General features: G+C 72.2%; 19 protein-coding genes. 14 read left to right on the top strand and 5 right to left on the bottom strand.

The annotated features are described in order from the left end of the window. The first annotated feature begins 139 nt into the window (after positions 1 to 139). From AB0B86_RS22675 to AB0B86_RS22640, 8 genes are read left to right on the top strand one after another with little or no spacing between them, the layout of a single operon-like run. A complete protein-coding gene (locus AB0B86_RS22675; protein WP_357408206.1) occupies positions 140 to 2,032 on the top strand; it encodes a hypothetical protein in 1,893 nt (630 codons plus the stop codon). Then, on the top strand, positions 2,029 to 4,608 hold the full coding sequence (locus AB0B86_RS22670; RefSeq protein ID WP_357419775.1) for a protein kinase: 2,580 nt from the start codon (positions 2,029 to 2,031) through the stop codon (positions 4,606 to 4,608). Before AB0B86_RS22675 ends, AB0B86_RS22670 begins: the two co-directional genes overlap by 4 nt. Positions 4,609 to 4,638: 30 nt before the next feature. Further along, the gene (locus AB0B86_RS22665) at positions 4,639 to 5,892 is read left to right on the top strand and encodes a hypothetical protein (protein WP_357408210.1); all 1,254 of its coding nucleotides are present in this window, start codon (positions 4,639 to 4,641) and stop codon (positions 5,890 to 5,892) included. Next, positions 5,889 to 7,751, top strand: coding sequence for an AAA family ATPase (locus tag AB0B86_RS22660; protein WP_357408212.1), 1,863 nt, complete (start codon positions 5,889 to 5,891; stop codon positions 7,749 to 7,751). Before AB0B86_RS22665 ends, AB0B86_RS22660 begins: the two co-directional genes overlap by 4 nt. After that, entirely contained in the window at positions 7,748 to 8,392 is a 645-nt protein-coding gene (locus AB0B86_RS22655; protein WP_357408214.1) for a 4Fe-4S single cluster domain-containing protein, read from the top strand. The genes AB0B86_RS22660 and AB0B86_RS22655 overlap by 4 nt, the downstream gene beginning before the upstream one ends. Continuing rightward, on the top strand, positions 8,380 to 8,961 hold the full coding sequence (locus tag AB0B86_RS22650; protein ID WP_357419774.1) for an FHA domain-containing protein: 582 nt from the start codon (positions 8,380 to 8,382) through the stop codon (positions 8,959 to 8,961). Before AB0B86_RS22655 ends, AB0B86_RS22650 begins: the two co-directional genes overlap by 13 nt. Beyond that, a complete protein-coding gene (locus AB0B86_RS22645; protein ID WP_357408218.1) occupies positions 8,958 to 9,743 on the top strand; it encodes a PP2C family serine/threonine-protein phosphatase in 786 nt (261 codons plus the stop codon). Before AB0B86_RS22650 ends, AB0B86_RS22645 begins: the two co-directional genes overlap by 4 nt. Positions 9,744 to 9,748: 5 nt before the next feature. Beyond that, positions 9,749 to 11,644, top strand: a complete 1,896-nt coding sequence (locus AB0B86_RS22640; protein ID WP_357419773.1) for a hypothetical protein — start codon at positions 9,749 to 9,751, stop codon at positions 11,642 to 11,644. Here AB0B86_RS22640 and AB0B86_RS22635 read toward each other — a convergent pair. Then, positions 11,607 to 13,721 carry an NACHT domain-containing protein gene (locus AB0B86_RS22635; protein WP_357419772.1) on the bottom strand — a complete coding sequence of 705 codons (2,115 nt, stop codon included), beginning with the start codon at positions 13,719 to 13,721 and terminating at the stop codon, positions 11,607 to 11,609. The genes AB0B86_RS22640 and AB0B86_RS22635 overlap by 38 nt on opposite strands. Between AB0B86_RS22635 and AB0B86_RS22630 the strand changes: the two genes are divergently transcribed. From AB0B86_RS22630 to AB0B86_RS22605, 6 genes are all read left to right on the top strand, one after another. Then, a complete protein-coding gene (locus AB0B86_RS22630) occupies positions 13,692 to 15,029 on the top strand; it encodes a CHAT domain-containing protein (protein ID WP_357419771.1) in 1,338 nt (445 codons plus the stop codon). The two genes, AB0B86_RS22635 and AB0B86_RS22630, sit on opposite strands and share 30 nt — an antisense overlap. 2 nt (positions 15,030 to 15,031) lie before the next feature. Beyond that, positions 15,032 to 16,696, top strand: a complete 1,665-nt coding sequence (locus tag AB0B86_RS22625) for a CHAT domain-containing protein (protein WP_357419770.1) — start codon at positions 15,032 to 15,034, stop codon at positions 16,694 to 16,696. Continuing rightward, the gene (locus tag AB0B86_RS22620; protein ID WP_357408228.1) at positions 16,693 to 17,841 is read left to right on the top strand and encodes a hypothetical protein; all 1,149 of its coding nucleotides are present in this window, start codon (positions 16,693 to 16,695) and stop codon (positions 17,839 to 17,841) included. Before AB0B86_RS22625 ends, AB0B86_RS22620 begins: the two co-directional genes overlap by 4 nt. A 186-nt stretch (positions 17,842 to 18,027) precedes the next feature. Then, positions 18,028 to 19,578: an MFS transporter gene (locus AB0B86_RS22615; protein WP_357419769.1), complete on the top strand. Its 1,551-nt coding sequence runs from the start codon at positions 18,028 to 18,030 to the stop codon at positions 19,576 to 19,578. A gap of 133 nt (positions 19,579 to 19,711) precedes the next feature. After that, complete coding sequence (locus AB0B86_RS22610) at positions 19,712 to 20,260, top strand: TetR family transcriptional regulator (RefSeq protein ID WP_357419768.1); 549 nt, start codon at positions 19,712 to 19,714, stop codon at positions 20,258 to 20,260. Between the two features lie 231 nt (positions 20,261 to 20,491). Next, a complete protein-coding gene (locus AB0B86_RS22605) occupies positions 20,492 to 21,190 on the top strand; it encodes a haloacid dehalogenase-like hydrolase (protein WP_357408234.1) in 699 nt (232 codons plus the stop codon). Here the strand turns inward: AB0B86_RS22605 and AB0B86_RS22600 are convergent. From AB0B86_RS22600 to AB0B86_RS22585, 4 genes are read right to left on the bottom strand one after another with little or no spacing between them, the layout of a single operon-like run. Next, the gene (locus AB0B86_RS22600; protein WP_357419767.1) at positions 21,183 to 21,941 is read right to left on the bottom strand and encodes a lysophospholipid acyltransferase family protein; all 759 of its coding nucleotides are present in this window, start codon (positions 21,939 to 21,941) and stop codon (positions 21,183 to 21,185) included. The genes AB0B86_RS22605 and AB0B86_RS22600 overlap by 8 nt on opposite strands. A 49-nt stretch (positions 21,942 to 21,990) precedes the next feature. Further along, positions 21,991 to 23,601 carry a DHA2 family efflux MFS transporter permease subunit gene (locus tag AB0B86_RS22595; RefSeq protein WP_357419766.1) on the bottom strand — a complete coding sequence of 537 codons (1,611 nt, stop codon included), beginning with the start codon at positions 23,599 to 23,601 and terminating at the stop codon, positions 21,991 to 21,993. A 38-nt stretch (positions 23,602 to 23,639) separates the two neighbouring features. Beyond that, positions 23,640 to 24,530 (bottom strand): TIGR03621 family F420-dependent LLM class oxidoreductase, encoded by an 891-nt coding sequence (locus tag AB0B86_RS22590; protein WP_357419765.1) that lies wholly within the window; start codon positions 24,528 to 24,530, stop codon positions 23,640 to 23,642. Next, positions 24,521 to 25,261 (bottom strand): SDR family oxidoreductase, encoded by a 741-nt coding sequence (locus AB0B86_RS22585; RefSeq protein ID WP_357408242.1) that lies wholly within the window; start codon positions 25,259 to 25,261, stop codon positions 24,521 to 24,523. Before AB0B86_RS22585 ends, AB0B86_RS22590 begins: the two co-directional genes overlap by 10 nt. Positions 25,262 to 25,265: the final 4 nt, after the last annotated feature.

Below are 25,265 nucleotides of genomic sequence, written 5' to 3'. Positions count from 1 at the left end.
TAATGCAATATCGGACTGCCAGGCTGGCACGGCCGTCGCGTCGCGTCGTACGTCGGCGGGCACGTCGTACCCTTTGCCACCGCAACCATTCGTCCTTAGCCATTCGGATGGTTCACCCCACTGCTCGGATGATTACCCCATGCCGCTGACGCTCACCATTCCTTGCCATCAGGTTGATGCCGCGGTCCAGGACGCCGAGGACCGGTTGTCCGCATCCGACGGCCGCTCCGCCATGGACCGGGTTGCCGCACTGTGGTCGCTCTCGTTCGCACTGCTGAGCCGCTTCACGTGCACGCATTCGTCGGCCGACCTCGACCGGGCCGTCACGGCGGTCCGCACCGCCCGAGAGCTGGTCCCCGCCGCCCGGCCCGAGGCCCGGACGATGGCGACCTGGCTGGCGATGCTGCTGGGCAGCCGCAACCGGCCGGAGGACGTGGTGGAGGCGATGACGACGATCGAGGCCGTCCAGCGTCGCGTCCGGTCCGCGAGTGTGGAGCACGCGACCCTGGACATGGTGTACGGCGCGCTGCTGATTCCGCAGTACCTGCGGTTCCGTCACGCGGACGACCTGGCCGGCGCCATCGGACGGCTGGAACGCGCCCTCGAGGTGCTCGACCGCGAGGTCGCCAACGACCGGTCGAGCCCGCAGTTGGCCGCGGTGACAGCCCAGGCGGCCGCGATGACACGGTCCCAGCTCGTCGCCGCGCTCACCGCCCGCGAGGGCTCCCCCGATGCCGACGAACACGACGCGGAGCGCATCCGGGCGTTGCTCGCCACCGTCGACCGGCTGTCGCCGGAGGCCGCCTTCGCCGCCGATTCGATCGAGCGGGTCCGCGTTCTGCAGCAGGGGTTGGTGCGCGGCGAGGGGGCCGACCCGCTGACGGTCGCGCGGTCCGTATCCTTCGCGCAGGACGTACCGCACCCCGGCGCGGTGGGGCACCTGACGAGCCTGGGTGAGCTGCTCCAGGACAGCGTGCGCTACGGCGTGCAGGGCGACCTGCACGCGCTGGACGCCCAGATCCACGCGATGGAGACGCAGCGGGCCGACCCGGACCAGCACGACAGCGATCCGCCCTCCACAGTGGCCGGCCTCGCGATGCTCTACCAGCTGCGCTCCCGGACCAAGGCGCTGTCGGACGATCCGTCCGCCGGGCCGGACCGGATCCGGGCGACCGACCTGGCCGAGGAGGCGCTCGCCCTCGCCGGCGGCAGCGGTGACGTGGCCCGGATGGTCCTGGCCGGCTGCAAGCTCGACGACTACCGCCCGGACGGACCGAACCAGCACCTGCTCGACGACGCCGTCACGCTGTTGCGGCGGGCCACCAGCGGCGGCACCCTCAGCCCCGAGCTGCGTCGGGTGGCGCGCGCTCAACTCGCCGAGGCGCTGGCCGCGCGCGGCTGGCGCGACGGCGACCTGGACCAGATCGACGAGGCGGTCGATCTGGTGACGACGCATCGGGACCGGTTCCGGCCAGGGTCGCTGCACCACGCGATCGCCAGCTCCCGGGTCGCGGCGATGCTGCACGTGCGGGCCGAGGCGACCGGGACCACCGAGGATCAGCTGCGCGCCGCTGACGCGTCCCGCAAGGCCGCCACGTGGACCGCCGAGCACAGCCTCATCTGGGCCTTCGACACCGCGTTGGCCTGGGCGGACTGGTCCTGGCGGCGGCGCCGGATGGACGACGCCGGCGACGCCTGCCTGCTCGCCCTGCGGGCCCTCAACCGGCTGGCCCGGGCCCAGCTCAGCCGCGCCCACAGTGAGCTGATCCTGCGTCGGCGCAGCCAGAGCCTGGTGGGCAGGGCCGGCTACGCGCTGGCCCGACGCGACCGGCTCACGGAGGCCGTGGTCGCGCTGGAGTCCGGTCGCGCGGTGCTGCTCTCCACCGCGCTGGAACGAGATCTGGTCGGTCTCTCCGGCCCACGGCACGCGCCAGTGCGGGACCGCTACCGGCGGGCGGTGCAGCGGCTGCACGAGCTGGAGGAGCGGGCACTGCACGCCAACCTGGACCCCGAGGACGAGGAGCGGGCATGAGTGACGTCCCCACCCAGCGGGAGGGCGCGGGCCTGCCGGTCGCGCCCACGACCGCCGAGCCGGCCCGTGGTGCGCCCGCCACGACCAGGGAAACCGGCGGCGGCGGGCCGGCCTCGATGGCGGCCGGCTCCGAAGAGGACAGCGGCGGCCTGCCGAAGGCGGTCTTCGCTCGCTATCGACCGGACCACGACCTCACCACCGGCGGCGAGGCGCACCTGGTGCTGCGGGTGATCGACCGCTCGTCCGGCGAGCGGCGCGTCGTGAAGGTCTATCCCACCTCGGTACGCCCGGACCCCCGGCTGCTCGACGCGTTGCGCCGAGCGGACCGGCGACACGTCGTCCGCATGATCGACTGGGGTGAGGAGACCAGTCCATACGGCACCGCGCGCAGCTGGGAGGTGATGGAGTACGTCGAGCACGGTTCGCTCGCGGAGCTGGCCGCCAAGCGCGGCGGCCGGCTGGGGCAGGCCGAGATCCGTCGGATCGTCAAGCAGGTGACCGCGGCACTCGCCTACCTGCACGGCGAACTGCGCCACGGCGAGGCGACCGGCATCGCGCACCGCGACATCAAACCGGCGAACGTGCTGGTCCGGCGACTCACGCCGATCGACGTGGTGCTGTGCGACTTCGGGCTGGTGGCCGAGATCCGGGCGACCCGCCGCACCACCGGCCGGGCCGGCACCGCCGCGTACCAGGCACCCGAGACGTGGTGGCAGAAGAGCCAGGACCCGGCGCAGGACTGGTGGTCGCTCGGCATTCTCGTGGTGGAGTTGCTGACCGGGCGCAACCCGAACAGCGGCATCGGCGGCGCCACCGCGAACGAACGGGTCATCTTCGAGCACATCGCCACCCACGGGGTGGACCTGGGCGGTGTCCCGGAGGACTGGCTGCCGCTGTGCCGGGGCCTGCTGACCCACGCCCCCGACCGGCGGTGGGGCGCCCAGCAGGTCCGCGCCTGGCTGGCCGGCGAGACCCCGCCGGTGTACGCGCCCGACCTGTCGCCGACCGCGACACCGGTAGCACCGGCCACGCCGGTCGTGCCGCCGTTCGAACTGGCTGGCCGGCTCTGCCGAACCCCCGCCGACGTGGGCGTCGCGATGAGCGAGAACTGGCAGGCCGGCGTGGACCTCTTCCTGCGCCGCGAGTCGCACCTGGACCTCTCCGACTGGCTACGCGACAACTTCCCCGACACCGGGCTCCCCGTCGACCTGGTCCGCAAGGCGGTGACCGAGCGCGCCGGCGCGGCCGTCAAGGTGGCCCGTTTCATCTCGTGGGTGGCCCCCGAGCAACCCCCGGTCTTCGAGAACGAGCCGGCCGACGCCCCGGGGCTCGCCGTCCTGGCCCAACGGGCGGCAAGCGGCGACCCGGCGGCCGTGGACGTCGTCGGCCGGATCGACGTCGGGCTGCTCCGTGCCCTCGCCCGCCACCGCTGCCGCTCGCATGCCGACTGCACGGACGGCTGCGCCGTGCTCGGGACCGCCGCCGACCGCCTGGACGGTGTCCGCGGCCTCGTCGAGGAGCGGATCGCCTCGGTCGGCGCGACGGTCCGGTCCGGCGCTGCCGGCGCCACTGGCTGGCCGACCCACGGCGGGCTCCCCGACGTCGCGCAGGCGGCGCCGGTCGCCCGGGCGATCGCGACCCGGGTGCTTGTCGACCCCGGTCACCGCTCGGCGCTGGTGGCGCAGTTGGCCCGGCGGCAGCCGGCCCGCAACTGTGCCTGGTGGAGGGAGCTGCGAGCGGTCGCCGGGTCGCTCGACGACGACCGGCAGCTGGCGGCCGGGGCGGTCGCGGTGGCCCTGACCGGGCTCGCCACCCGCCTCGTCGCCGAGGAGAAGGCCACCGCAGCCGCCGAGAAGGCCCGCCAGACGAGCACGTCGACAGGCGAAGCCAGGGCGGTGGCCGGCGGCAACTGGCGGGCCACGGCGCGGATCGTCCGACGGGACACGGTGAACGTCCTGCTCACCGGAGTGCTGGCCTTCCTCACGACGCTGGCCGCGGTGACGGCAGCGGTCGCGTACCGCTGGTTCGACGCGGCGGCGGCGACCGCGCCGCGCGCGTCGATCGCCCTGTCGGACGTGTACCCGCCGGTGACGCTGGCCGCCATCGCCCGGGTCCAGACGATGTTCGCCCTGCCCCTGCTGGTGCTGCTGGCGGGTCTGCTGGTCCGCCCGAGCACGCCCGACACCGCACTGCGCCTGGCGCGGGCGCTGTGCTGGTGGTGGGCGGTCGCGGTCTTCCTGCTGATCGTCACCGGGCAGGCCCGGTTCCTGCGCTTCCCGATCATCGTGGAGACGGGTGTGCTGCCGGGCCTGACCTGGCTCGACACGTTCTGGGGTGCATCGCTGCCGTACGCGGCGGCGGGCGGCCTGCTGGTGGCGATCTGGCTGGGTCGTCGCCTGGTCAACCGGGCGTGGCGGACCGAGAGGGGCACCCTGACCGGGCCGGTCGCCCGGCGGGTCCGCGGCGGCGTGGTCCTCGTCGTCCTGGGTTTGTATCTCCTCCAGCCGCTCTACGTCTGGAAACAGGTGACGGTGCCGTTCCTGCCGGATCCCACCCAGGTCTGGTTCGTGTGGTGAGAAGGAGGCCATGGTGAGGGGGACGACGCGATGAGCGGAATGACCGGTGGCCGCTACCTGGTCGAGACGGCCGCCGAGCGGCTCGCGCAGGAGCAGCGGGCGCAGTGGCAGCAGTTCGTCCAGGCCCGGGGGGAGCTGGCGGCGCTGCGGGCCGAGGCCGACGCCTACCGCCGCGTCTACGGCAGCCGCATCGCGAAGATTCCCGGCGGGGCGAAGGCCCGACCCGACCAGTCCCCCGGTCGCATCGCCACCGCCACCGCCGACGTCGCCCTGCTGGTTCGCCGTGAGCGGGACAAGCTCCGCGACGCCGTGCTCGCCGCCGCACGCGGCGACGTGGGCGGCCTGCTCGGTGCGCCGCCGACAGCCGCGACGAACCTCGCGACCCGCCGCCGGCAGTGGGACGACTCGCTGACGCAGGCCACGGCCCGACCCGGTGCGACAGTGCCGACGGCGACGCCAGCGGCCGACACCGGTTCGGCACCGGACGCCGAGGCGGCTCGGCATCAGGCGGCCCGCGTGGACCGGGCCGCCGAACTGTTCGCCCGGCTGCCGGCCTCGACGCCCGACGAGGTCCGCAGGTCCTGCGCCGCGGCCGTGGCCGAGATCTCCGCCGGCCCCACCGCGAGCCGGGCCCACCTGCTCCTGCGTGACCTGGAGCGGCGGGTACGTGTGCAGGCGCGCGCCGAGGAGCGGATCGGACAGGTCCGGCGGGACCTGCTGGCCATCGCCGCACCCGTGGAGACCGTGCCGGGAGCGGTGGCGGAGGAGTTCCGGCAGCGCATCGAAGGACTTGTCGCGGAACGCGTGGAGCACGTGCCGGACGGGCTGCGCGCCGAAGCCGCCGCGATCGTCGAGCAGGCCGACCGGGCACGGCGACGCAAGGCGGTGGCGGACGTCCTGCGGCTCGGGCTGACCGATCTGGGCTACCAGGTGGACGAGGGCTTCGAGACCCGCCTGGCGGGCACCGGAGTGGCCTACGCCGCCATGAACGGCGACAGCGGCTACGGCGTGAAGGTGCTGCTCGACCGGGACGATCCGGTCGTGCGTACCCAGGTGGTGCGGGCCGACGGCAGGCGGGCCTCGGCCGCGCAGGACCGGGCGGCGGAGCAGCAGTTCTGCGACGACTACCAGGTCGTGCGACGCCGGGCCCGCCGCAACGGCGTCCCCATCGAGGAGATCGGGCGACGGGAGCCGGGCGAACGTCCGGTGCAGGTGGTCGCCGAGACGGCGATTCCGGCGGCGAACCGCCGCCCCAACGAGCAACGAAGGGAACAGCAGCGATGAGTACGGACGCGGTGCAACGACCGGCCGAGGGGCCGGCCGAGCGGCCGGCGTGGTTGCGCGAGGTTGACCTGGCGCTCTGCGCACACCCGCAGATCCTGCTCACCGGCAACGTCCGCGACCTGTACCGGTTGCCGGAGCCGGAACATGCCGGCCGGGTCCGGTTCATGATGTTGGTCGACGCGCTGTGGACCGCCGCGCAGGGCCGTGGCTACGGCGCGTTGTTGACCTACTCCAGCGGAGTCGGGGTGGAGGTCGCCGCCCAGGTTCCGGAGCAGGGCGCCGCCGCCGTGCAGGCCGTCCTGCGCGAGGCGGACGTCGAGCTCAACCGGCCACTGCACCTGGCGCAGGTGCGTGACCTCATCAGCGCGGTTGTCGACGTACGCCGTAGACGGGCCGCCGGTCCGCCGGTGGCCCTCGTCCTGGTGGACGCGGCGCGGCTGTTCACCGGCGAACTGCTCGCCCCCGAGGAGCGACTGCTCCTCGCCACCGCCGACCGGTTGGCCTACCGGGCCACGCCCGTCGGCAAGGGCTACAACACCATCTTCTGGGTGCTCGACCGCGAACACGACCTGCCGTCGTGGTTCGCCACCGGCAACCACACCCTGCGCGTCACAGCGATTCCCGAACCCGACCTGGAGGTGCGGCTCAGGACCGCCAACGACCTGGTGGCGGGCCTACCCGGCATGCCGCAGGACCCGACGGAGCGCGCCGCCGTCAGCAGACGGTTCGCCGAGGTCAGCCACGGCATGCGGCTTCGCAGCATGCGGGACGTGGTACGGCTGGCGACGGCCGCCGGCATTCCCGGCCCCCGGGTGGACGACGCGGTTCGCGCGTTCCGGGTCGGCGTGCCGGACAACCCGTGGCAGAGTGCCGCCCTGCGGGAGCGGCTGCGGACCGCACCTGACACGTTGGGCAGCCGCGTGCTGGGCCAGCCCGACGCCGTACGCCGGGTGCTTGACATCCTGGCCCGCTCGGTGACCGGTCTGGCCGGCGCGCACACCGGCGGCCACGCCAAGCCGCGCGGGGTCCTCTTCTTCGCCGGCCCGACCGGGGTCGGCAAGACGGAGCTGGCCAAGGCGCTCGCCGAGCTGTTGTTCGGCGACGAGCACGCCTACCTGCGCTTCGACATGAGCGAGTTCGCCGCCGAACACACCGAGGCCCGGTTGATCGGTGCGCCACCGGGCTTCATCGGCCACGACGCGGGTGGGGAGCTGACCAACGGGATCCGGCAGCAGCCGTTCCGGGTCGTGCTGTTCGACGAGATCGAGAAGGCGCATCCCCGGCTGCTTGACAAGTTCCTGCAGATCCTCGACGACGGCCGGCTCACCGACGGTCGGGGTGGCACTGTCTACTTCACCGAGGCGCTCATCGTCTTCACCACGAACCTCGGCATCGTCATCCAGGACGAGGACGGCAAACCGAAGGAGAACGTCACCTCGGCGCAGGAGCTGCCCGAGATCGAGCAGGGCGTGCGGCACTACATCGAGATCTTCTTCCGGCATTTGCTGCGCCGCCCCGAACTCTTCAACCGGGTTCAGCAGAGCATCGTGGTCTTCGACTTCCTCCGCCCGGAGGTGGCGGTCGAGATCGCGGACCGGGCGATCGACCACGTCGCCGAGACGGTGAACCGGGTCTTCGGGGCCCATCTGGAGTTCGCCGCCGAGGCCCGCGAGGAGTTGCACAAGGAGGCGACCTACGACCTGTCGAACGGCGGGCGGGGCATCGTGACCACCATCGAGAGCATCCTGGTGAACCCACTCGCCCGGGAACTGTTCGCGAACCCACCCGCCGTCGGCCAGACCCTGCACGTCGAGGCCGTCGTACAGGACGGGCAGAACCGGGCGCTGGTGATGACGTGAAGCTGCGACTGGCCCGCCTGCACCATCCGGTGACCGCGCTCGGTCCGGGGCGACGGATCGGCATCTGGTTGCAGGGCTGCGACATCGGTTGCCCCGGATGCGCCTCCCGGGACACCTGGGTGGCCGAGGCACGCCACGATACCGACGTCGACGACGTGCTGGGCTGGATCGAGGCCCGGGACCCGGCACTGATCGACGGCGTCACCATCACCGGCGGCGAGCCGTCGGAGCAGCCGGACGCCCTCGCCGAACTCGTCACCGGTCTCCACCGACTCGGCGCGGGGCGCGACTGGGACATCCTCTGCTACACCGGGGTCGAGCTGACCGCGTTCCGGGAGCGTTGCCCCGCCGCGTACCCGCTCATCGACGCGATGATCACCGGGCCGTTCCGGGCGGCCGAGCCGACCGACCTGCTCTGGCGGGGCTCGGCCAACCAACAACTCGTCCCGGGTACGCCGTTGGGCCGGCAACGCTACGGCCACCTGATCGGGGCGCGCCGACAACGACCCCAGGTGCAGGTGCAGGTCGACGACGAGCAGATCTGGCTGATCGGCATCCCGGGCCGGGGGGATCTCGCCCGCATCCACCGCGACCTGCGGCGGCAGGGCATCCGACTGGAGGAGGTTTCATGGCGGCCCTGAGCTGCCCCAACCACGGCCCCCAACCGGCCGGTGGCACGTTCTGTCCGGAGTGCATGGAGGTGCTGGTGCCGGAGACGGCCCTCGCCACCGAACCGGTCTGCCCGGTCCCCGGGTGCGACAACCCGGTGGACGCCGCCGGTGGCTGCCCGTTGCACGACCTCGGCACGATGGCCACCGAGGTGGCGAGCTACGCCGAGCATCAGCAGGTGCCGACGGGCGCGGTGCCGGCGACCACCCGGGAGGCCGCACCGGGTGGCACCGCCTTCCACCTGGAGTTCCCGTTCGGACCGGTCCCGATCGGGCACGGCGAGCTGCGCATCGGCCGAGCCGACGACCTCGGCGACATCGCCGCCCGGCTCCGCGATCACGGCAACGTCTCCAGACAACACGCCCTGCTCTGGGTGGAGGACGGCGAGCTGTACGTGCGCGACCTCAACTCGACGAACGGCACCTACGTCAACGACCGCCAACTCGACCCACGCATTAGGCAGCGCCTGTCCGACGGAGACGAACTGCGTCTGGCGAGCACCGTCCGGGCGCGGGTACGCAGGACCGGAGGACAGCGATGACGACGACAGCACCCCCACCGCACCCCCACGCGTACGCGACGGTGCACGCCTGCGCCGTCACCGCCCGCGGCGCGGTCCGTCCGATCAACGAGGACGCCGTCCTGCTCTTCGACTGGATCAGCCAGTCCCCCCGGGCACGGATCACCGAGTTGGTCGCCGACTGGACGCCACCGCTGGTCTGCGCCGTCGCGGACGGCCTCGGTGGGCATCCGGCAGGTGAGCTGGCCAGCCGGCTCGTCCTCGCCGACCTCGCCGCCCGGTACATAGCCTGGGACTGCCCGCAGGCCATCCACGACGGGCTGGTCACCATCGGTCGGGTGCTGCACGAGGCGGCCACCCGCGCCCCCGGGACCGTGGGAATGCGCACCACGATCGCCGGCATCCTGCTCACCGCGCACGGCAGCTACGCGTTCAACGTCGGCGACAGCCGGGTCTACCGCCTCACCGACGGCTACCTGGAACAACTCAGCATCGACGACGCGGCGTCCAGCACCACAGTGACACAGGCTCTCGGCGATCCACCCGAGGATCCACTGGTGCCGCACGTCTCGCTCACGCCGTTGGACCCGGCCGGTGGCCGTTTCCTGTTGTGCACCGACGGCGTCCACGGTCAGCTCGACGAGCAGCACCTACGCCGCCTCTGCCGCGAACCCGATGCCCGCGACGTGGTCGAGCGGCTCCGCGACGAGGTGTACGCCGCGGGCGCCACCGACAACCTGGCCGCCGTCGTCGTCGACCTGCACACCCACCCGAACCCGCCGGCCGAAGCCCCGATGGGGTGAACCCGTTGCGTCAGTTCCAGTGGCGGACGCCAGCCGGCTGGGTCCTCGTCCTGCTGCCCGTGGGCACCATCGCGCTCTTCGGAGGCCTGTACACCCTGCTGGGCAGCCACAACGCACTGTTGTCGCAACTGGATCAGGTGGCGAGCATCAGCGGGGTGATCTTCGGTGCACTCTCGCTTGCGGCTGCGCTGCTGCTGGGCCTGCAGCGGCAGGTCCCGGAGCCCGCGCTCGACGGCGAGACCCCCAAGCAGTCCCTCAGCCGGCAGGTCAGCAAGGAGCACCAGCGCCTGATCGACGAGGTAGCCGAGGGTGGCGGCCCGCCGTTGCCGCTCTTGTGGATCTCGGCGGACACCGACACCACGCAGTTCATCGCCGTCCAGTCCCCCCGGGACCGGGCCAGGTCGTTCGGTGGGATCGACGCGCTGGTGCTGCTCTTCCAGCATTCGGGCGGTCGGTTGGTGATCGCCGGGCCGAAGGGAGCGGGCAAGAGCGTGCTGGCGGCCCGGCTCGCCCAGGGCCTGCTTGCTGAGCCGGGCAGTCCCCACCTGCCGGTCGCCGTCTCGGTGCTGGGTTGGCATCCCGAGCGGCAGAGTGTGCTCGACTGGCTGACCCAGGAGATCCTGCGCCGCTACCCCGGCCCGGGCATCCGACCTGCCGACGTTCGCCGGTTGCTGCAGCAGGACGCGATCCTGCCGATCGTCGACGACTTCGACGAGATGCCACCCAAGCTCAGGACGATCGCGCTCACCGCGGTGGTGGCTCTCTGCTCGCGTGCGGTGCTCGTCAGTCACGACGAGGTGTGGCTGAACCAGCACCATCCCGCACGGCGACTGTGGCCGGACGTTGTCGTCGTGCAGAGCATCACGGCACGTTGCGGTGCCGACTACCTCCGGCTGGGCGGGCAGTCCGATCCGCTGGCCCTTGCGCAGATCACGCACCTGAGCTCCGTGCTGCGCACGCCACTGGAGTACGACCTCGCGCGTCGGCGCCTGGGACGGATCGGCGTCGGCGCCTGGGGACCGGCCAGCGACCGCCCAGCCCGCATCGACGTGAGTCTGGCCGAGGAGGCGCTCGACAGGGCGTACGGCGCAGGTCCGGGCGCGGCACCGTCGTCCGACCGCCGTCGGACGTACCTGCTGACGATCGCTCGGTTCGCCCAGGAACGCCTCGGCGGCATCTCCTGGTGGCGGCTGCATCACCTGCTCCCGGAGTGGATACCACGGTTGGTCTTCGGGGTCCTTGTGGCACTGACCGCCGCCGCGCTCTGCTGGGCCGCTCGGGGCGAGCCGGCGTCCGGGTTCATCACGTTGTTCGCCGGCGCCGCCGGCAGCGTTCTCGCGCTGCCCGTACCGCCTCGTCACCTGCGCGCGCGACGACTGTCGGTGCCAATGGTCCTCTCGGGCTGCGGTGGCCTGGCCGCCTACCTCGCCGATGCCTCGTCGATCCGGCCGTACCTGCTCGGTGCCAGCACCCTCGGTGCGGCCGGTGCCCTGGTGATGGCGGGCCGAATCGCGGACCCGGACCTGGAGTCCTGCGCCCGTACGCTGCTGCGGCACGACCTGCTCGCCACGGCGGTGCGGGCCGCGGCCATCGCCACCATGGTCGTGGTCGTCAGCGCGGGGGCCGATGCCCTGGGCTACTCGACACCGGCGGTGTTCCAGGCGGTGGCGGTGCTGGCCGGCTTCACGTGGTGCGTCATCCGATCCGCCTGCGGGTGGTACCTCGCGGCCCTGGCGATCCTCGCCGCCGCCCGCCGACTGCCGCTGCGCCTGCTGACCTTCCTGGAGGACGCACGACGCCGGGGTGTGCTGCGCCGCGTCGGCCCGGCGTACGAGATCAAGTATCCGTTCCTCGCCGCGGGTTTCACCGGGGACCGCCCGTCGCGTCGGGGGAGCTGGTGAGCAGGCGTTCCCGGAGGCGCGCGTGGCGGAATTGGTAGACGCCGCCGATCTGGCGCAGCACGCCACGGTGGTGAGCGTCGTCGAGGAACCCGATCAGACGAATCGGCAGCTCGCCACGCAGGGCGAACCAGGCCCGGGCGACCGCGAACCGACCCCAGGCGGTGAAGAGCACGCTGGCGAGGGCGACCGCGGCAGTGACGGCGAGGCCGGTCCGGATGTCGACAAGCACCGCGACCGGACAGCCGATGATGCCACCCCGGGCGGAGGCCCGCAGCAGCGCGGCGCGCCGGTCGGCGCGCAGCACCGCGAGCGGGCCGGCGGCGGCGGTCACGTCCGTCGGCACATCCAGCCAGGCGTCCAGGGCCCAGGCCAGCAGCAGGGCGGTCGCGCCCACCACCGCCGCACGGCCACCCGCCGCCAGCCAGCCGGCCGCGACCAGCGCCACTCCCCCGGTCAGCCAGCCGAGGGATCCGTAGGTCGGACGGAATCGGGGGCGCACCGGGCGGGTGGCGGGACGACGCCGGCCCGAATGCGGTCCGCCGCGCAGCCCGGTGGGGGTGAGTGGCAGCCGCACCATGACGAAGGCGGCGGCCAGTGCGCCGATGGCGGCGCCGAGGCCGGCGACCGGGAGGCCGGCCGCCGAACCGGCCACCAGGCCCAGGCCGATGCCACCGGCGAGTGCGCCCACCGTCGCGGAGACGGCTCTGGGCGGCACTGTGGACAACCGCCACCAGGCGATGTCCGGGCCGCCGTGCCTGGCAAGCCAGGCCAGCCAGGATGTCACCCGGGCCACGTCCGCACCGACCGGTGCGCCCCGGTGCCCGGCGTAGGCGACCGGAACGGCGCGGTCGAGCAGATGGTCGACGAGGTCACGGACGGTGCCGAACCGGTGCGGGTCCAACAGCTCGGTCGGGTCCGCGCCGGTGTCGCTGTACTCGGCGCGGGCCAACGAGGTGAGCAACGGGGTGGCGAGCACCGCCGCGAGGATCCGAGCCTGCCGCTGGTCACGGCCGCCGATCGGGTCGCCGGGCTCGGGCGGGTCGGGCATCTCCTCGTCGGTCACGGCGCGGAGCCGGGCGAGGACCGGATCCCACTTACCGGCCAGGTCCGGGCCGGTCGGACGGGTCGTACGGGGCAGGTAGGCCGCGAGGTCGGCCCAGCGCAGCGGCAGCAGCCGCACCACCGCGGCCCCGGTCAGCACGTCGCTGTCGCGTACCGCGTCGACGTACTGGTCGACCCGGCTGGTCAGCACGAAGCCCGGCAGCCGGGGCGCGGCGGCGTTCAGGGCGAGCAACGCAGCCCGGCGTACCAGTACCGGCAGTTCGTCGAAACCGTCCAGGGCCGGCAGGATCCGCCGGTCGGCGACAAGCGCGGCGGCGGTGCTGTCGAAGTCGCCGTCCGGGGCCGCCAACGCCGGGTACTCGGCGATCAGGCGGGCGGTCAGCCAGTCGACGAAGCCGTGCCGGCGGGCGTCCCAGGTGGTCAGGGACAGCAGCACCGGCACGGGGTCGTCCGGTCGACCGTCGTCGATCAGGTCCGACACCAGACGGATCAGCAGCACCGACTTTCCCCCGCCCGCGGCGCCCAGCACGACCAACCGCCGCGACGGGATCCGCCGGAACACCTCGGCGACCTCGACGATCCGGCCGGCGACGGCGACCGGTTCGTGGCCGCCCCGGTCCGGGTGCCCCGAGTCGCCGCTGACCGGCCCCGCCACCCGCACATTGACCCAGTGGTCCTGGACCCCCAGTGCCGCCCCGACCGGCGCCCAGCGCACCGGGATGGGTGCCGGGTCCTGCACCCGGCGCAGCGCCTCCTCGACGCGCCACTGCTGGCGGACGGCGGCCCGCAACGCCGCCTGCCGCTCGGCAAGGGATCGGGGCTCCCGGGTGCCGCGCCGGCCGAAAACAGCAACGAGCATGGTCAGCGCCGCCACGGCGAAGCTGCCGATGCTCGCCACCCGATCGGCGGTCTCCAGATCGGGCCACCAAATGATCAAACCGACAGTGCCGACAGTCGCCGCGACGGCACCGGGAACGAGGGACTGATGACGCAACCTCAGGAGAGCAGTCCGCACGGGCTCCATGATGGGGCAACGGGTCCAGCGTCGCTCTTCGACGAACTGCGGGCCGCCCGAGCCGAGCTGCACGAGGCGGTGGAGCAGATCCAGCGGATCCCGGGCTATGAGCGTTTCCTCGCTCCGGTCGAGCTGGACGAGATCACCGCGGCAGCCGATCACCCGCTTGTCTACGTCACGGCAAGCGACGACGCGGGCATCGCCCTGGTGGTCCGGGACGGCCGGGTCGATCCCGTACCGCTGCCCGCGCTGCGCACGGCGACGCTGCACGAGTGGGCCGAGCGGCACCGCACACACTTCCCCTCCGCCGGCGCCCGGGGGGCGATGCAACGCGGCGGGTGGGAACGGCACCTGGCGGACCTGCGCGAACGCCTGTGGGAGGCGGTGGCCGAGCCCCTGCTCGCCGAGTTGTCAGGCGTGCCGCATGCCTCGCTGGTGCCCTGCGGCCTCGTCGGTCTGCTCCCGGTGCACCTCGCCGGATGCCGGGACAGCACCCGGCCCACCGGATTTCGCTACCTGCTCGACGAGCTCAGCATCGGGTACGTGCCGAACGCCCGCGCGCTGGCGGCCAGCCGTCGACGGGCCACGTCGACGCCCAGCGGCGGGCTGCTGACGGTGGCCGACCCACAGACCCCGGCGCCGACGGACCGGCTCCCGTACGCCCGCTGGGAGGCCCAGGTGGCCGCCGCGACGTTCCCGGGTCCGGTGACGCAGCTGCGCGGTCCTGACGCGACAGTCGAGCGGGTACGCACGGAGCTGCCCACCGCCTGGCTGGCCCACTTCGGCTGTCACGGCACCGCCGAACCGACCGATCCACTGCGTAGCGCGCTGCGGCTCGCCGGCGACGGCCGTCTCCACCTGTCCGACATCATGCCGATGCGGTTGACCCTGCGATTGGCGGTGTTGTCCGCCTGCTCGGCCTTCGTACCCGGGCGGGACCTGCCGGACGAGGTGATCTCGCTGCCGACCGGGCTGGTCCAGGCCGGCGCGGCGGGCGTGCTGGCACCGATGTGGCCGGTCGACGACCACACCACCGCACTGCTGATGACGGAGTTCTACCGGCGCTGGCGCACCGAGTGTGCGCAGTCGCCGGCCACCGCGCTGGCCGGCGCGCAGCGGTGGCTGCGCGACGCGACGGTTGCCGAGGTCGAGCAGCAGTGGGTGCGGGCGTTGGACGCGCAGGAGGCGTGGCTTCCGGAGGAGGCCGCCGAAGCTCTGCTGCCGCAACTGTTCCGCAGCGGCAGTGGTGACTCACGACCGTGGTCGTCGCCGGCGGTGTGGGCGGCCTTCGCGTTCACCGGGGCGTGATCGTGGGAGAGAACGGTTGGGCGATGCGGTGGGTCGCGGATCAGGCCCGCGGCCGGGTCGGCGAGTTCGTTCACGACACGACGCTTGCCGAGCAGATCGAGCGGATGCTCGCGGAGGCGCTCGCCCGGGACCCCGGGCCGCTCACCGATCTGCGGATCGCGCACGCGCTGCGGGCCGACCCCGCGCTCGAGCGGTGGGCCATGGAGACCGTGCGGGCGGCCGAGAGCCGGTTCCGCAGTACGCCCGGGATGGCCCCACCGGCCCGGTACCTGACCACCGAGCTGCCCCGGAAGGTGCGGCTGGGCAGTCGGATCTCGCTCTGGGCGACGATCACCCGCGACGGTGGCGGGGGCAGCGTGCCCGTCCGGCCGTTCGCCATCCCGGACGAGGGCGTGGTCGTGGAGGTCGCTGTCCAGTCGTCCACCCTGACGCTGCACGGCCACGGCGTGCACTACCTCCGGGTCCACCCGGACTCGGATTCGAGCACCGTCGCCTTCACCTTCGAAGCCGACCGGGAAGGGCCGCACGAGATCAAGGTCCAGATGTTCCTGGCGGGTGGGGGTGGTCAACTGGCCGCGACGACCCGGACGGTGCTGGTCGTGGCCGACGCGTCCTACGCGCCGCCGCGGCGCGCGTCGACGCGCGTCGAACACCTCGACGCGAGCCCGGGGACGATCGCCCTGCAAGTCGACAGGACTCGAAGCGGCTACCTGTTCCGGCTGGTCGGGCGGGACGGGATCACGGCCACTGCGGACGCGGTGCCGCGCCGGATGCTCGCCGACCTGCTCCGCTCGGCGAACACCATGGCCGCCGGAACCAGCCGGAACCACCCGGCTGTGGATCGTGGCATCCTCAACGGCTTCGGTACGGCCCTCTGGCGGGCGCTGCCACCGGAGATCGGGGCGGCCGTCGCGTCCCTTCTGGAGTCGGCGACCGGTCTGGTCATCTGCACCGAGCTGGCCGACCTGCCGTGGGAGCTGCTGCGGCCACCCGGATGGGAGACGTTCGTCGCCGAGCGGCTGCCCGTGCTCCGTCAGCCCGGCCGGTACCCGCTCACCAGATCGTTGCCGCTGCGCGATCCCGTGTTCGTCCTCGGCGCCCACCCGCCGAACCACGCCCGGGCGGAGATCGGTCGGATCGCCGCCCTGCTCGACGGTTCGACGCCGACCGTGATCGCCTCGGCGGCACAGTTGGTCCGGCGAATCGAACAGGGCGACTTCGGTCTGCTGCACCTCGCCTGCCACCAGGAGCATCCCGACGGTGACGGGGGCGGCGGGGTACGGATGGACGACGGCACGTTCCGGCCCATCGCGCTGCCTCCGGCGGCGGCACGGCGCAGCCTGGCGGCACGCTGCCCACTTGTGTTCTTCAACGCCTGCCACAGCGCCGACGGCGGCTCGTACGACACCCTGATGGGTGGCTGGGCGAACGAGTTTCTCAGCGCCGGGGCGGGGGCCTTCGTCGGCTCGACCTGGGCCGTCCGCTCCGAGCCGGCGAGTGAGTACGCCGCGTACCTCTACACCGAACTGCGCGCGGGAGCGTCGCTGGCGATGGCGTCGCTGGCCGCGAGGCGCGCGGTGGGGCAGGACAACACCGATCCCACCCACCTGGCCTACGCGGTTTACGGCGACCCGCAGGCGACAGTCCCGGAAGGACCCGACGCATGACCGACGACCTGCCCGTCTTCGTCATCCATGGCATCGCCAACCGGGAGCGGTCGATCATCGAGGATCGGGTGGCGCAGTTGAGCAGCGCCGCGCTGCACCGCTGGAGCCTGCATCCGGTCTACTGGGGTGACCTCGGTGCGGCGGCGCTCGGCGCGAAGCTGGCGATGCCGCCCGAACCCGGGCAGCCGTGGCAGACCCGCGGCGAATTCCCGCCCGAGCCCGACGGTGCGGAGTTGGGCCTCGCCGGTCCGGTGCCGCTGGACCCGCCGACCCGGCTGGAACTCGTCCGCAGCCGGGCGGGTTCGCGGCTGGCCCGGCCCGACACCGGGATGCCCTCCCCGACGCCGGAGGTGACCGCTGCGGCGTTGGACGCTATCGCCGAGGCCTGGCCGGGGACCCGGTGGTTGGGGCGTACCGACGATGCGGCGCTGCTCGCCGCGGTGGGTGAGGCACTTGCCGACGCCGCGCTCGCGGCGGTCGCCGACGACGCGTCGGGGCACGAGGTGCGCGACCCCGGGCCGGTCCGGCGGGTGATCCGTCGGCACCTTCCGCAGCTGGACCGGATCGCCGGCGCGGCGATCGGCAACGCCGGCGAGCGCCTCTACACCTGGGTCCGCAACGCCAAGGCCCACTACCTCAGCCTGACGCTGGGCGACGTGCTGGTCTACCAGCGGCACGGCGAGGCGATCCGGGAGCACATCCGTGAGCAGATCAGGACGATGTCCGGAGGCGGCGGCGACGCGGGCAGTCCGGTGCACCTGATCGGTCACAGTCTCGGCGCGGTCATCGCGCTCGACCTGGCCACCGCCGAGGAGCCGGTGCACACCGCCGGCCTGGTGACCTTCGGATGCCAGTGGCCGCTGTTCCACGTCTTCGACCCCCGCGGTGGACAACTGGCTCCGTACGACGGCACCGGCCCGGTGCTGTTGCCGCCGGACTCGCTGCTGCGGTGGACGAATCTGTGGCACCCGCTCGACCCGCTCGGCTTCGTCGCCAGTCGGCTGTTCGGCTGGGCCGACCGCGCCGGGCCGGTGGACCAGCGGGTGGACCATCTCCTCTCCGACGACTTCTACACCCACTCGTCCTACTGGAGCAGCCCGAGCCTGGTCGCGGCCCTGCACTCGACCTTCACACCTGCCGACTGAGCAGCACCGTGCCCCGCGTGAGGTTGGTGACCCCGACCGCGTCGGAGCGGACCTCGATGCCGTTGCTACCGACTACCTGACCTCGGCGCGGCCGCCCGCTCGCCCGGGAAGACACCCGCCTGTTGTCATGGCCGACCCTTCACGTTAGCCTCTAACATGTTAGTGGCTAACGTGAAGGGTCGTGAGATGCGCGTACACGTCGATCGTCGTTTCTGGATGCTTGGCGCGGTCTGCCTGGCCGTGCTGGTGCTGAGCCTCGACTTCACAGTCCTGAACGTGGCGCTCCCGAGCATCTCGAGTGCGCTGCACGCGGGCACGGCGGATCTGCAGTGGATCGTGGACGCCTATTCGCTGGCGATCGCCGGGGCGATGCTGCCCTTCGGCGCCCTCGCCGACCGCGTCGGCCGCAAAAAGATCATGCTGGTCGGGCTCGGCCTGTTCTTCCTCGCCTCGGTGGCGGCCGCACTGTCGGAGACGGCGGGCCAACTGATCGCGGCCCGCGCCGTGCTGGGTGTCGGGTCCGCGATCATCCTGCCGCTGACCCCGGCGCTGGTCATCACGACCTTCTCCGGCCGCGAGCGGACCCGGGCGATGGCGGTCTTCACCGCCGCGGTCGGCGCGGGGATGCCGTTCGGGCCGCTCGTCGGCGGCGCCCTGCTCCGGCACTACTCGTGGTCGTCGGTCTTCTGGATCAATGTGCCGATCCTGGCGATCGCCTTCGTGGCTGGTCTGCTGCTGATCGACGAGTCACCCGGCGACCCGCGGCGCCCGTTGGACATCGGGGGCGGCGTCCTCGCCGCCGTCGCCACGGTTGCGCTTGTCTACGGCGTCATCCGGGGCCCCGAGTCAGGCTGGTCGGACGGCCTGACCGTCACCCTGCTGATCGGCGCGGTGGTCGCGGGCGCGCTCTTCGTGGCCTGGGAGCGCCGTGTCGCGCACCCGCTGATGAAGCTCTCGCTCTTCGCCGAGCCGCGGTTCACCTGGAACACCGTCGCCATCATGATCGTCGCGTTCGCACTCGCCGGAGTGATCTTCGTCGTTCCGCTCTACCTCCAGGCCGTGCAGGGCTTCGACTCGCTCGGCACAGGCCTCCGGATCATCCCGATGATGATCGGCCTGCTGGTAGCCGGCGCTCTGGCCACCAGCCTGGACCGCACGATCGGCGGGCGGGGCATCGTGCTCACCGGCCTGGTGGTGCTGGGCGGCGGACTGCTCCTGCTCACCCGGGTCGACCAGAGCACCCCGTACGCCTGGCTGGCGGTCGGACTGTCCGGCTGCGGGTTCGGCGTCGGCGCGGTGATGGCCACCTCGTTGGCGGCGGCGGTGGGCACGGTGGGCGACGACGACGCGGGCAGCGGCTCCGCGGTGGTCAACACGCTGCGCCAGGTCGGCAGCGCCGTGGCGGTGGCCGCGCTGGGCAGTGTGCTCTCCGGCGTCTACCGCCGAGAACTCGATCCGCTGCTCGGCGGGCTGCCAGCCGCCGCCGCCGACACGGTGCGGGAGTCGGTGTTCGGCGCGGCCGCCGTCGCCGAGACGCTGGGACCGTCCGGTCCCGCGCTGCTGCGCTCCGCCCACCAGGCGTACGTGGACGGGATGGGCGTTGTCATGTGGTGCTGCTTCGGCCTCGCCGTGGCCGGCGCCGTGCTGTGCCTGGCGTTCCTACCGAGAAACGGTTCGCCGGCGGCGCCGGCCGCGGACGACGCCGGGCTGACCACCGCCGCGCCGAGCAGGGGCTAGGCTGCCACAGTGGTCAGATGCATCCGCGCAGATTGAGCCCACTGTGAGCAGAGCCGACCTCTCCCGGCCCCCGGGCTCCGACTGGCGTCGGGAGAAAAAAGAACGCACCCGCGCACTTCTTCAGACGAATGCCATGCGGCTGTTTTTGGAGAAGGGTTTCGACGCCACGACGGTCGAGGAAATCGCCGCTGCCGCCGGCGTTTCCCACATGACGTTCTTTCGCTATTTCCCCACGAAGGAGGACGCGGCACTTCACGACGACTACGACCCGATGATCGTCGACCTCATCGCCGAGCGGCCGGCCGACGAACCCGCGCTCGACAAGATTCGACACGCTCTGACGAACGGGCTCAACCACCTGTACGACAGTGACCGCGAGGCGCTGCTGTCCCGTCTGAGGTTGGTGCACCGTACACCCGCGCTGCGGGCCGGCACCGGCCAGCGCCGCGACGCCGACCAGCAGCTGCTCATCCAGGCACTGCTGCCCACCGCGAGCGATCCCGGCGACGAGTTCCGCCTACGGGTCCTGGTGGCGGCGGCACTGGCGGCCACGACCGAGGCCATCCGGTACTGGGCGGAGCGTGACGGTGACGGCGACCTGCGTCAACTGGTGAACGACGCCTTCGACGTGTTGCGGACGGAGTTGACCCGGCCCCCAGCGGCCGGCGGTCCCTCGGACTGAGCCGGACGGCAGGACCCCGCGCCCGCCCGGCCACCCCGTCGCGGGATCCCGACCACGGCGGCCGTCGTCGTCCTGCGCCACGCCGAGACCGCCACGTCGAGACCGCCAACCGACCAGGACGAGGAAACCGTCGCTTCAGCGGGCGGAAAGCGATCCAGCCGTTTGTCGTAAACGCGCTCCAGTACACTCGGCGCATGTCGAACCGCCTGTGGCCCGGGAGCCGATAGACCGATGAGGGCGCCTTCCGCCGACACCGTTATCTTCGATTTCGACGGCGTACTGCTGCGCGGCGACGCATTCGGGCTTTTCATGAGACGCATTGTCTTCGCGGGTGCTCGACTGCCCCTGGCCGTCGTCCTCGCTGTTCTCCTCGCGCCCATGGTCGCCCTTCCCGCGTACCGTCCACGGGCGGCGTGGTGGATGAGCCGAATCGGATTGTTGGGCCGCAGCGCCGAGCAGTTGCGCGCCGAACTTGGCCGTTTCGGCGCGGACCTCGGTGACGAGCCCGAGCGGATCATCGCGCCCGGTCTGCGGATGATCCGTGCCCACCTCGACGCGGGCGACCGGGTCGTCGTGGTCACCGGCTGCGAGCACACCCTGGCACGTGCGGTGCTCGACGCGATCGGTCTCGCCGACGTCGAACTCGTCGCCTCGCACATTCGCGGACCGAAGCTGATCGTGCACAACTACGGTGCGACAAAGGTCGCGGAGCTGGCCGCCCAGGGGGTGACGCCGCCCTGGCGGGTGGCGTACAGCGACTCGCTGTCGGACCTGCCCGTCCTGGCCGGCGCGGAGCGGGCGGTGCTTGTCAACGCGAACGCGCGTCAGGTGGCCCGGGCGCGGCGACTGCTCGGGTCGCGGTTGACCACCGTGACCTGGACGGGGGGTCACCTCTCCCGGGAGGACACGACGTCCGGCCCGGTCAGTTGACCGCCGCGTCGCCCGTCGGCGTCGTGACGGCGACCCCCGGACCCGGCGGGCCCTGCGGGCAGGACGGCGGGCGCACCCCGCGGTCGAACTCCTGCTTGGCCGCCTGCGCGTACATGTGCACGTAGTCCTGACCGGACAGGGCCTGGAGCCGTCGCATGATCTCGTCGGTCAGGGTCCGTGCGGCGACGCTTGTCGGGAGGTCCCGGTACGGCGTCAGGTCGATGGGTGCGCCGACGGCCATCCTGGCCTTCATGACCTTCGGGATCAGCTTTCCCGGAGGCTGGATCTCGTAGGTGTTGCGCATGGCGACCGGAATGACCGGCACGCCGGTGGCGAGCGCGAGGCGGGCCGCACCGGTCTTGCCCCGGTAGAGCCGGTTGTCCGGTGGTCGCGTCCCCTCCGGGTACATGCAGACCAGGCCGCCCTGCTCCAGCACCTCCTGGGCGGTCCCGAGCGACGAGGCGGCCTTGCGCCCGCCGGCGCGGTCGACCGGGATGTTGCCCATTCCGCTGACCACCATGCGCCGCAGTCGACCCTTGAGCCCTCTGCCGGTGAAGTATTCCAACTTGGCGATGTAGACGACCTTGCGGCGCATGACCGCCGAGAGGAACACCGAGTCCGAGAAGGAGGGGTGGTTTCCGACCACCAGGGCGGCACCGGTCTCGGGCAGGTGCTCACGGCCCACGATCTCCGGCCGGTAGACCAGTTTCGCCGCCGCGCCGACCGTGTACTTGAGTGCCCAGTAGATCATTGACGTCTCCGATCACACCCGCCGCGACGCCCCGACCACATTGATCAGCTTACCGGTGGGGCAGCGCGTCGGCCTCCTCGGCGGGGCCCGGGCGATCGATGGCGTCCGCTGCGGCCGGCACCCTTCGCCCGGTGGGCAGCACCCGGAACGCGACCACCACGCCGACGAGCAGCAACGCGATCGGCACCAGCAACGTGGGCCGGAGCGCCGTGACGAAACTGTGGGTGTACACGGTGTGCGCCGCCCGGCCAGCGGCGTCGACGGCCTCCGGCGCCGCTCCGCTGCGCCGAACCGCGTCCAACACCTCGCCCACCGTCTCATCCGGGCCGGCCGCCGACACCTGGCGGAACGCCGCCACGAACGGGTCGCCGACACCGGCCGGCAGGGTCGGTGCCAGCGCGCTGGCCTCCGCCGGCATCCGCCGGACGAGCTGACCCTGCAGCAGGGCGATGGGCACGGCGGCGGCGAAGACCGAGGCGAGCTGGCGGGCGGTCATCATCAGCGCGGCCGCGGCCCCGGCCTGCGGTGGCTGCACGTCGTGCATCGCGATGGAGTTCATCGGGGCGAACGTGCAGCCGGCGCCGACACCGGCCACCACGAGGCCGGGCACGAAGTGCGGCCAGGGCGTCGCGTCGTTCGAGACCCAGACCACGAGCGCCATTCCGACGGCGTAGAGGCTCAGCCCGGTCATCAGCACGTACCGGGCGCTGAGCCGGTCACTGAGCTTGCCGGCGAAGGGCGCGACGAACGCCATGCTGAGGAACATCGGAGTCATGACAAGCCCGACCTTCATCGGGCTGTAGCCCAGGGCGGCCTGCACGTACAGCGACAGTGGCACGGAGGTCCCGACGATGCCGATCGACAGGATCGTGGTCACGATGATCATGAGCCGGAAGTTGGTCAGCTCGAACAGCTCGAACGGCACCAACGGGGTACGGTCCTGTCGCCTCTTCTGCAGCACCACGAACGCCGCCGCCAGGACGACGCTCAGCACCAGCAACAGGGGAATGCTCAGCGGCCCCCAGATCACCCCCCACCCGAACCGGTCGCCCTCCACCAGACCGAAGGTGAGGCAGACCAGCGCGGCCGTGCTGAAGACGACAGCCAGCAGGTGCAGTGGTTGCCGCCGGCCGCGTTCCAGTGGTGGCACGGCCGCCAGACACAGCACGATCATGATCAACCCCACCGGGAGGTTGAGGAAGAAGACGTATCGCCAACTCAGAGCGCTGGTGAGGGCGCCTCCGATGACCGGCCCGAGAATCGAGGCAAGCGCCGAGACCGCCGTCCACAGGCCCAGCGCTCCGCCGCGTCGCTGCGGCGGGAACGTGGCCACGATGATCGACATCGACTGCGGGTACATCAGGGCGGCCCCGAGGCCCTGCAACGCCCGGGCCGCGATGAGCTGACCCTCGCTCTGCGCGAGCCCGCACGCCGCCGAGGCGAGGGTGAACAGCACCGAACCCAGGACGAACAGCCGGCGGGGTCCGTACAGGTCGCCCAGCCGGCCCGTCACGATGACCAGCACGGCCACCACGATGAGGTACGCGTTGGCCACCCACGCCACGGTGGTCAACGAGGCGTCGAGGTCGCGGACCACGCTCGGCATGGCGATGTTGATGATCGTCATGTCGAGCGAGGTCATGAACGACGCGAGCGACACCGCCAGGAGGATGTAGCGGGGATTCCCGCGAAGCGCTGTCAACTGGCTCGGCCCTCCAGGACGGCCATGGCCGCGGCGAGCGGCTCCATGAACTCCTCGTGGACCGTGATGTACGAGACGCCGTAACGCTCCCGGCGCTGGACCAACTGGTCGGCGATCTCCTCCGGCGTGCCGATCAGACCCGCCGGCGCGTCCAGGACCTGCTCCAGGGTGAGGTACGGCGTGCGGGTCTGCTGGGCGAAGGCGGCGGCCGCCTGCCGGTCGTCGGCCAGCACCACCGCGGGGATCATGAGGTTGACCTCGATGTCGTCGTAGCGGTCACCGGCCTGCGCCCGCAGATACCCGGCGCGCTCCTCGACCGTCTCGGCGGGCAGCGCCCGCCACTTCTCCGGGGTGTCGACCCGGACCACCGGGCTGAGGCCGACGATGTCGGCGTGCCGGGCGGCGATGCCGAGCACCCTGTCGCCGCTGCCACCGATCATCAGCCGTGGGGCCGAGGTGCAGTCCGACCACTGTGCCGCGTCGGCGAACGACGCCGTCAGCCGCTGGACCACTGTGTCGAGTTGGCGCACCCGCCGACCGGGTGACTCGAAGGGGATCTCCGCCTCGTCGAACTCGGCCTTCGCGTAGCCGGTGCCGACGCCGACCTCCAGCCGGCCACCGGTGAGCCGGTGCGTTGTGGCGATCTCCCGCTCCAACAGGCGCGGGTTCCAGAAGGCGGCGTTCAGCACGAACGTACCGAACATCACCCGCTCGGTCGCCGCAGCCGCCGCGACGATGGACGGGAACGGCGCGGGCATGTGCAGGTGGTCGGGGATGAGGATGACGTCGTAGCCCAACTCCTCGGCCCGGCGACACTTCTTCGCCCACTCCTCGGCGCCGCAGTTGTGGTGCAGGCTCACCCCGAACCGGAAGGGCTTCACGCCCATAGCAGTCCTCCATTCACTTCGAGCACATGTCCGTTCACGTACGAGCTCTCGTCCGAGGCGAGGAAGACCGCCGCGGCGGCGACCTCGTCCTCGTGGCCGGCGCGACCCATGGCGATGCGTTTGGTGTACATCTCCCAGAGCGCGACGTTCGGGCGCAGGGCCTCACTCATCCCGCTGTCGATAAGCCCCGGCGAGATGCAGTTGACCTTGATGCCCTTCGGGCCCAGTTCGATGGCGCTGGTCCGGGTGAACGACTCGACACCGGCCTTGGCCGCGCTGTACGCCGCCGTGCCGACGGCCACCCGGGTGGCCAGGCCGGAGGAGATGTTGATGATGCAGCCGCCGCCGTTGGCGGCCATCACCGGAACGACGGCGCGGGTGCAGAGGAACACCCCGGTGAGACTGACAGTGAGCGTCTCCGTCCAGGCCTCCGGCGCCAGCCGCTCGATCCGACCGTCGTGCCGGACGGCGGCGTTGGCGACCAGGATGTCGATGCTGCCCATCAGCTCCGCGGCGGTGCTGACGAGTTGCTCGACCGACGCCGGATCGCCTACCTCGACCGGCAGGTGGAACGACCGGTCGGGGGCGTCGCGGTGCAGCTCCTCCCAACCCGTGCCGGTGCGGGAGGCGCAGGTCACTGTCGCGCCCTCGGCCAGGAAGTGCCGGGCGATGGCCCGGCCCAGCCCGCGGTTGCCGCCGGTGATGACGGCGTTCTTACCCTTCAGACGCATCCGA

The organism is Micromonospora sp. NPDC049047 (assembly GCF_040649135.1).
In the GTDB taxonomy this organism is placed as follows: Bacteria; Actinomycetota; Actinomycetes; order Mycobacteriales; family Micromonosporaceae; genus Micromonospora.
Note: the sequence above shows the minus strand (reverse complement) of the source record. Positions and strands in the feature narration are given on the sequence as shown.